This window comes from Zhengella sedimenti (assembly GCF_046506625.1).
Classification (GTDB): domain Bacteria; phylum Pseudomonadota; class Alphaproteobacteria; order Rhizobiales; family Rhizobiaceae; genus Zhengella; species Zhengella sedimenti.
Window position 1 is genome coordinate 1141667 of the sequence record NZ_JBKFFP010000001.1, and the last position, 7427, is coordinate 1149093.

5 protein-coding genes are annotated in these 7427 nt (G+C 65.6%); 3 read left to right on the plus strand and 2 right to left on the minus strand.

Annotated features, from left to right (window positions below):
* Positions 1 to 54: 54 nt before the first annotated feature.
* Positions 55 to 381, minus strand: a complete 327-nt coding sequence (locus tag ACLB6G_RS05650) for a YnfA family protein (RefSeq protein WP_410355126.1) — start codon at positions 379 to 381, stop codon at positions 55 to 57.
* 208 nt (positions 382 to 589) lie between these two features.
* On the opposite strand from ACLB6G_RS05650, the gene clpB reads away from it, so the two are divergent.
* The 3 genes from clpB to ACLB6G_RS05665 all read left to right on the plus strand — a co-directional run bounded on the left by clpB (position 590) and on the right by ACLB6G_RS05665 (position 5021).
* The gene (clpB, locus tag ACLB6G_RS05655; protein ID WP_410355127.1) at positions 590 to 3199 is read left to right on the plus strand and encodes an ATP-dependent chaperone ClpB; all 2610 of its coding nucleotides are present in this window, start codon (positions 590 to 592) and stop codon (positions 3197 to 3199) included.
* A gap of 70 nt (positions 3200 to 3269) precedes the next feature.
* On the plus strand, positions 3270 to 3635 hold the full coding sequence (locus ACLB6G_RS05660; protein ID WP_410355128.1) for an MmcQ/YjbR family DNA-binding protein: 366 nt from the start codon (positions 3270 to 3272) through the stop codon (positions 3633 to 3635).
* Between the two features lie 78 nt (positions 3636 to 3713).
* Positions 3714 to 5021 carry a L,D-transpeptidase gene (locus ACLB6G_RS05665; RefSeq protein ID WP_410355129.1) on the plus strand — a complete coding sequence of 436 codons (1308 nt, stop codon included), beginning with the start codon at positions 3714 to 3716 and terminating at the stop codon, positions 5019 to 5021.
* 21 nt (positions 5022 to 5042) lie between these two features.
* On the opposite strand, the gene ACLB6G_RS05670 is transcribed toward ACLB6G_RS05665, so the two are convergent.
* A complete protein-coding gene (locus ACLB6G_RS05670) occupies positions 5043 to 6986 on the minus strand; it encodes a peptidoglycan DD-metalloendopeptidase family protein (RefSeq protein ID WP_410355130.1) in 1944 nt (647 codons plus the stop codon).
* Between the last annotated feature and the right edge of the window lie 441 nt (positions 6987 to 7427).

Genomic DNA, 7427 nt, shown 5'->3' on the forward strand with positions numbered 1-7427 from the left:
AAGGCGGTGCTCCGGCGCCGCCTTTTTTCGTTTCCGGGCCGTCGGATGACTATGTCAGGCGCCGCGCGGGGCCCACAGGATGACGGCTGCGCCCGCCAGGCAGATCACGGCGCCGGCCATGTCCCAGTGATCCGGGCGATGGCCTTCCACCATCCAGAGCCAGGCGAGCGAGGCGGCGATATAGACACCGCCATAGGCGGCGAAGGCGCGGCCGGCAAAGGCGGAGGGACTGAGCGCCAGCAGCCATGCGAAAAGCGCCAGGCTCGCCATGCCGGGCAGGAGCCAGAGCGCGCTCCTGTCCAGCCGGAACCACGCCCAGAAGGCAAAGCATCCGGCGATTTCGGCCATCGCGGCCAGGGCATAGACCAGTAGCGTGTTCATCGTCCTCGCTTAGCCGATCAGAAGCCGCCGGTCCATCGGACCGCGCCATGCGGCGGCATGCCGCACCCGTTCTTCATGCAGCTTGCGGAATGAGCGGCCACTTCCCATATCCGGAACGAACAAAGAGGGGACGCCTCCAAGAGGGTTCCCGTCACTTGGCCCGAACCGGTGCCGCGCCAAGCGGGCCGGCGAGGAGAGGAGACAGGACATGAATGTCGAGAAATATTCCGAGCGTGTGCGCGGGTTCATCCAGGCGGCCCAGACCGCGGCGCTGACCCGCAATCACCAGCAGTTTTCGCCCGAACACCTGCTCAAGGTGCTGATCGACGACGAGGAGGGCTTCGCCGCCTCGCTGATCGACCGTGCCGGCGGGCGTTCGAAGGATGTCCGCATCGGCGTCGAGGCCGCGCTCAACGCGATGCCGAAGGTCGAAGGCGGCAACGGGCAGCTTTATCTCGCCCAGCCTCTGGCCAAGGTCTTCGCCACGGCGGAAGACCTGGCGAAGAAGGCCGGCGACAGCTTCGTGACGGTGGAGCGGCTGCTGACGGCGCTGGCCATGGAGAAGTCGGCCAAGACCGCTGATATCCTCGCCAAGGCGGGCGTGACGCCGACTGCCCTCAACCAGGTCATCAACGATATCCGCGCCGGCCGCACGGCCGATTCGGCATCCGCCGAACAGGGCTACGACGCGCTGAAGAAATATGCCCGCGACCTGACGGCGGATGCGCGCGCCGGAAAGCTCGATCCGGTGATCGGCCGTGACGACGAGATCCGCCGGACCATCCAGGTCCTGTCTCGGCGCACCAAGAACAATCCCGTGCTGATTGGCGAACCGGGTGTCGGCAAGACCGCCATCGCGGAGGGCCTGGCGCTTCGCATCGTCAATGGCGACGTGCCCGAAAGCCTGAAGGACAAGCGCCTGCTGGCCCTCGACATGGGATCGCTGATTGCCGGCGCGAAGTATCGCGGCGAGTTCGAGGAGCGGCTGAAGGCGGTGCTGTCGGAAGTCCAGGCGGCGGCGGGCGGCATCGTGCTGTTCATCGACGAGATGCACACGCTGGTGGGCGCGGGCAAGTCGGAAGGGGCGATGGACGCCTCCAACCTGCTGAAGCCGGCCTTGGCGCGCGGCGAATTGCACTGCGTGGGCGCCACGACGCTGGACGAATACCGCAAGCACGTGGAAAAGGACGCCGCGCTGGCGCGCCGGTTCCAGCCGGTCTTCGTCAACGAACCGACGGTGGAGGACACCATCTCCATCCTGCGCGGGCTGAAGGAAAAATACGAGCAGCACCACAAGGTCCGCGTTTCCGACTCGGCGCTCGTGGCCGCGGCCTCGCTTTCCAACCGCTACATCACCGACCGATTCCTGCCGGACAAGGCCATCGACCTTGTGGACGAAGCGGCATCGCGCCTGCGCATGCAGGTGGACAGCAAACCCGAGGCGCTGGACGAAATCGACCGCCGCATCATGCAGCTCAAGATCGAGCGCGAGGCGCTGAAGGTCGAAAAGGACGAGGCCTCCAGGGACCGTCTGGCAAAGCTGGAGCAGGAACTGGCGGGGCTCGAGGAGGAATCGGCCGCGCTGACGGCCACCTGGCAGTCGGAAAAGGCCAAGCTTGGCGAGGCCGCCGACCTGAAGCGGCAGCTTGACGAGGCGCGCAACGACCTGGCCATCGCGCAGCGTTCGGGCGAGTTCCAGAAGGCCGGCGAACTGGCCTATGGCAAGATCCCGGAACTGGAGCGCAAGCTGAAGACGGCTGAAGAGCGCGACGGCGATGCCGGTTCGATGGTCGAGGAGACCGTGACGCCGGACCATGTGGCCCATGTCGTCTCCCGCTGGACCGGCGTGCCCGTGGACAAGATGCTGGAAGGCGAGCGCGACAAGCTCTTGCGCATGGAAGACGAACTGGCACGCCGCGTTGTCGGCCAGGGAGAGGCCGTGCAGGCTGTTTCCAAGGCGGTGCGCCGGGCACGAGCCGGATTGCAGGACCCGAACCGGCCGATCGGCTCGTTCATGTTCCTCGGCCCGACGGGCGTGGGCAAGACCGAACTGACCAAGGCGCTGGCCAATTTCCTGTTTGACGACGAGAGCGCGATGGTGCGCATCGACATGTCGGAATACATGGAAAAGCATGCCGTCTCGCGGCTCATCGGGGCGCCTCCCGGCTATGTCGGCTATGACGAGGGCGGGGCGCTGACGGAAGCCGTGCGCCGGCGGCCCTACCAGGTGGTCCTCTTCGACGAGGTCGAGAAGGCACATCCGGACGTGTTCAACGTGCTGCTCCAGGTTCTGGACGACGGCCGCCTGACCGACGGACAGGGCCGCACGGTCGATTTCCGCAACACGCTCATCATCATGACGTCGAACCTCGGTTCGGAATATCTGGTCAACCTGGGCGAGGAGCAGGACGTGGACGCCGCGCGTGACGATGTCATGGCCGTGGTCAAGGCCTCGTTCCGGCCCGAGTTCCTCAACCGCGTGGACGAGATCATCCTGTTCCACCGCCTGCGGCGCAAGGACATGGGCGCGATCGTGGAGATTCAGCTCAAGCGGCTGGAAAAGCTGCTGGCCGACCGCAAGATCGTGCTCGATCTCGACCAGGAAGCCATCGAATGGCTGGCCAGCAAGGGCTACGATCCGGCCTATGGCGCGCGTCCGCTCAAGCGGGTGATCCAGAAGGAACTTCAGGACCCGCTGGCCGAGAAGATCCTCATGGGCGAGGTATTCGACAACTCCACCGTCAGGATCACCGCCGGTTCCGACCGGCTGGTCTTCCGGCCGAAGGGCGGTGGCGAGGCCACCGAACAGGCCGCCTGACCGAACGTTTCAGCGCGAAAACGAAGGCCGGGCGCTTGACGCGTCCGGCCTTTTCATCTGCTCATGGGTCATGACGCTCGACGATTACAACGCCTTCTGCGCTTGCCTGCCGCATGCCAATCATGTCGTGCAATGGCGCGGCGCGCATGTCTGGAAAGTGGACACGAAGGTCTTCGCCATAGCCCGTTTCGATGCGGGCGAGCCGGGGCGGGTGACCTTCAAGTGCTCTGCCTTTTCCTATGACATCTTGAAGGAGCAGCCTGGCCTGCGCCCGGCGCCGCATCTGGCCAGCCGCGGCATGACCTGGATCCAGCGCGTCTCGGATGAAAGCATGGATGACGACGCGCTGAGGGACTATCTCGCGGAAAGCCACCGGCTCGCCGCCGAAGGGCTGACAAAGAAACGCCGGCGGGAGCTGGGCTTTTCCGGCGTCTGACGGTCATCTTCATGCCCGGTTCATGATCGATGTGATCTGATTGCCGTGCCGAATGCAAATCAGAGCGGGAGCCGCGCCTTGAAAGTCCACAGCCTTGTCCTTTCCCTGCTTCCCCTGTTTGCGCTCTCGCTGCAGGCGGCGGCCGCCGAAGAAGCGCTGACCGTGGCCCAGGTGGAGGCCGAGATCCATATCGGGCGCAATGGCGAGCGCATCTATGTGAATCCGTTCACGGGCGAGGTGGTTGCGGTGGAACCGGCGCGGCGTATCCATCGCGAACCGGTGCGCCGCCTTCCGCGCGACCATTATGACCCGTCCAGCCGCCAGTTCCGCGAGGTGCCGGCCGAACGCCGGGCACGTCAATATCCGGGGCTGGAGGCGCCGCGACCGTCGCGCACGCTGGCGCCGGCGGTTCGTGACCGCGCCGTGGAGCGCGCGCCCCTGTCGGAGGCCAGGGCCGAGCCGCCCGCGCTCGACCGGCGGGCAACCGGAACTGTGCGCCGGGACGCCGGTCCGGAAGAGCCGCGGGTCCAGCCACTGGCCGCCTCCCGGCTGGCGATCGCCAAGGCGCAGGTGCTGCTTGACCGCGCCGGGGCTTCGCCGGGCGTGATCGACGGCGTCAACGGCTCCAACATGGCCAATGCGCTCAGGGCTTGGCGGATGATGACCGGCAATGATCTTGCCGTCACCGACGAGGCGCTGATCGATTCGCAGCTTGCCGCGCGTGGCGGACCGGCCTTCGCCGATTACCGCGTCACCAATGCCGATGCGGCCGGCCCCTATGTCGCGTCGGTTCCGGCCGATTATGGCGACAAGGCCAAGCTTGAGCGGCTGTCCTATACCTCCCCCGCCGAGGCGATCGCGGAGAAGTTCCACATGGACGAAGCCTTCCTGCGCTGGCTCAACCCGGAGGCCGATTTCTCGCGTCCGGGAACCGTGATCAAGGTCGCGGTGCCGGGCATGCGGGTCCATTCGGATGTTGTCCGGATCGTCGCCGACAAGGGACGCGAGCAGGTTCGGGCCTATGATGCGGCCGGCAGGCTGGTCGCGGCCTATCCGGCCACCATCGGGTCCACCGACAGGCCTTCGCCGAGCGGCACGGTCACGGTCGAGCGCATCGCCTTCGATCCGGAATACACCTACAATCCCAGGATCAATTTCAAGCAGGGCGCCAATGACAAGGTTCTGCGAATCCCGCCGGGCCCCAACGGCCCCGTCGGCAGCATCTGGATTGCGCTTTCGAAGCCGACCTACGGCATTCACGGGACGCCGGAACCGTCCCGCATCGGCAAGACCAACAGCCATGGATGCGTGCGGCTGACCAATTGGGATGCAGACGAACTGGCGCGCATGGTCAAGCCGGGCGTGACGGTGGAGTTCACGGAGTAGCGGCGCGTCGGCGGGACGCCGTCAGCGGCTGGCGACTTCCAGTTCGCCGTTGTCGCCGGTTTCCAGAAGCGCCTCGATGCGTTCGCGTTCCTGCTGGAAAGCCGCCAGTTCCTCGCCCTTGAGCACCTTGCCGGTGGGCAGGCGGACGCGCATCGGGTCGACCTTGCGGCCATTGACCATGAGTTCATAGTGCAAGTGGGGCCCGGTCGACAGACCTGACGAGCCGATATAGCCGATGATCTGGCCCTGACGGACACGGGCGCCGGCCTTGATGCCCTTGGCGAAGGCGCTCTGGTGATTGTAGCTCGTCTTGTAGCCGTTGGCGTGACGGATGATGGTCTGGCGGCCGTAACCGCCCGCCCATCCAGCCTTTTCCACCTCGCCATTGCCGGATGCGATGATCGGCGTGCCGGTGGGGGCGGACCAGTCGGCACCGGTATGCATGCGCGAATAGCCCAGGATCGGGTGGCGCCGCATGCCGAATCCGGAGCGGAACTTGCCGTTGGGAACGGGATTGCGCAGCAGGAACTGGCGTGCCGAGCGCCCGTTCTCGTCGAAATAGTCCGTCTTGCCCGCTTCGTCCTGCCAGCGGAAAAAGGTGCGCGTGTGTCCGCCGAAACTCGCCTTGACGTAAAGCATGCGCGACTTGTCCGTGGCGCGCGAATTCTCGTCCGGGTTGGAAAAGAAGACGTCGATCCTGTCTGACGGGTTGAGGCGCGCCTGATAATCGACGTCGGCTGCCAGCAGGCGGATCAGTTCCTTGGTCATCTCCTCGGTCAGGCCGTAGGAGAAGGCGGCGCGGTAGATGCCGTCATAGACCGTGGGCAGGTCGGTCTTGGACCGGACCGGCGGCGGCGAATTCTCCAGGTAGCCTGCGACGTCGAAGGAGCCGAGCGGTTCTTCGGCCGGAACATACTGGCCGCGGTCGTCCCGGGCTATGGTCAGGACATGGTCGTCGCCGGCATAGACGCTGGCGCGCATGATGGTTGCCTGGTCACCGAGCGTCTCCAGTCCGAACCTTACGACCGACCCGGCCTTCAGCCGCGAGCCCTGCAGCAGGGTGGCGATGGCCTCGCTCATGCCGGCGGCGTCGGCGCCCTCATAGCCGTGGCGGGCGAAGGTGTCAGCCAGTTCTCCGCTTTCGCGAAAGACGATTACGTCCTCGGCATAGCCGACCGACGGCTCGTCACCGATGGAGAGCGGCGCCAGCGAGACGTTCTCCTGGACGATCCTGACATTGTGGGGGAGCGCCAGTGTCAGGCCCGGATAGGTTTCGCCGAAACGGGTCGGATCGACGTAATGCAGGGCGGCGACCTGGACCGCGCCGTCGGTCAGGATCGCACCGGTGCGGCGCACGACCTCCTCGACCTCGTTGGCCGAAAGGCCGCTGCGCTCGTCATACTCCGCCGAGGCCAGCGGGAAATCGAGGGTCCGCAGCGTGACCTCGCTTTCCACCTTGGCGCCATAGATGGTGCCGGTCGTTCCCTCTACCGACGCGATGGCCTTCTCGGAGAAAACGGACAGGGGATCGAAGCGGGGATAGGAACGGTCCGTCGTGTGCCCGGCGGCAAGCGCCATCGACACCTCGACGAAGGGAACCATCCGGACAACGTTGGAATCGCCGCTGCGCACCATGGTGGAGACTTCCATGCGCTTGCGGTCATTGGCCTTCGGGGCGGGGCGCGCGAGGGCGAGCCGCCCGGTCTTGGCTACGCCGGTTCCCTCTCCATCGGGTGCAAGCTCGTCGGCGAGCAGGATTTCCGGCGGTGTCGCGAGTTGCTGGCGGCCTTCGAGGGCGGCGGAAAGCGCAACGCCCATCAGCAGCGTGGAGGTCAGGCCTGTCAGGAAGGTGCCGGAAAGCCAGCGCACCGAGATTTCACGCCGGTCCGGAGGCTGCCGGCGATCGCCCGCGAGAATCGGATCCGTGTTTCCAAGCGCCTCAACGATTCCAGGCGATTCCTGCATGCTGCCCCTATCCAGTCCCTGTCGCTTGTCCCCCGACCTGCATGACGGCAAGGCCCTCGGTCTTGTCCGGCCAGCGGACAGTTGCCCGGCTCCCGGTTCAAGTCAACACGGAAACGCGCGCGCACGGCGCCCGTTGCCGTCCCTTGCCGCTAGGCGCGAAATCCGGCCTCAATAAGGCGCGGTCGGGCGGATGCATGGCAAGCGGCGGCAGGCTCTCCGGCGATGTCAAAAAAACTTCAAAAAAGCGATTTGGCCTTGTTGACAGGTTTGGTTGGTGGGGCCTATATACCGCTCACAACGAGGGCGGCGGCGCTGCTGGCGACAGCGGGCTGCGCCCTTGAGTTTCCGAGAAGGGCTCGATTGAGCGTTTGATTGGACTGTCTGGCGGGATGGCTTTTTGGTTGTCTTGCTGGTTTTGAAAGCTGCTTTTGTGGCTTTGTT

Bases quoted from the DNA above. Each gene is read 5' to 3' on its own strand.
- ACLB6G_RS05650 (WP_410355126.1), bottom strand. From the start codon at position 381: ATGAACACGCTACTGGTCTATGCCCTGGCCGCGATGGCCGAAATCGCC.
- clpB (WP_410355127.1), top strand. From the start codon at position 590: ATGAATGTCGAGAAATATTCCGAGCGTGTGCGCGGGTTCATCCAGGCG.
- ACLB6G_RS05660 (WP_410355128.1), top strand. From the start codon at position 3,270: ATGACGCTCGACGATTACAACGCCTTCTGCGCTTGCCTGCCGCATGCC.
- ACLB6G_RS05670 (WP_410355130.1), bottom strand. From the start codon at position 6,986: ATGCAGGAATCGCCTGGAATCGTTGAGGCGCTTGGAAACACGGATCCG.